This is a genomic window from Dactylosporangium sucinum (assembly GCF_014647515.1).
GTDB classification, from domain to species: Bacteria; Actinomycetota; Actinomycetes; order Mycobacteriales; family Micromonosporaceae; genus Dactylosporangium; species Dactylosporangium sucinum.
The window spans coordinates 746-1,284 of record NZ_BMPI01000091.1 but is presented as its reverse complement, the minus strand read 5'-3'; the positions used below and the strand labels follow the sequence as shown (position 1 = coordinate 1,284).

General features: G+C 69.8%; 2 protein-coding genes. Both read left to right on the top strand.

The features are described from left to right. Positions 1 to 207, top strand: a 207-nt coding sequence (locus IEZ31_RS49880; RefSeq protein WP_229837070.1) for a PA14 domain-containing protein, incomplete at its 5' end; no start/stop codon positions are given. Positions 208 to 224: 17 nt separating this feature from the next. Beyond that, positions 225 to 539: glycosyltransferase (locus IEZ31_RS49875; protein WP_190257187.1), on the top strand; the 315-nt coding region annotated here is incomplete at its 3' end.

Below are 539 nucleotides of genomic sequence, written 5' to 3'. Positions count from 1 at the left end.
GCCGGCACGTACCGCATCACCGCCACCAGTGACGACGGCATCCGCGTCTCGATCGACGGAGCCGTGGTGATCGACGGATGGTCCGACCACCCGCCGACCACGTACACGTTCGAAACCGCCCTGACCGAAGGCGACCACACGATCACGGTCGAGTACTTCGACAGCGGCGGCGGCGCACTGGCGCGCTGTTCGGTCATCCGGTTGTAGCGACCAAGGAGATTCGCGTGAAGGCCACCATCGTCATCCCCTGCCGACATGAGGAAGACAACGTAGGCCCGCTGATCGAACGGCTGTCCGCGGTCCTCACCGACGTCGAGCTGCTCTTCGTCGACGACAGCGACAACGACCGTACCGTCGACGCCATCGCCCTCGCCGCGGCCCGCCTCGAACGCGAGGACCTGCGGGTGCGCGTCTTCCACCGGGCCGGCGCCCAGCGGGTCGGCGGCCTGGCCGGCGCCGTCGTCGACGGCTACCGGCGGGCCCGCGCGGCCAAGGCCATCGTGATGGACGCCGACCTGCAGCACCCGCCCGAGCTCGTC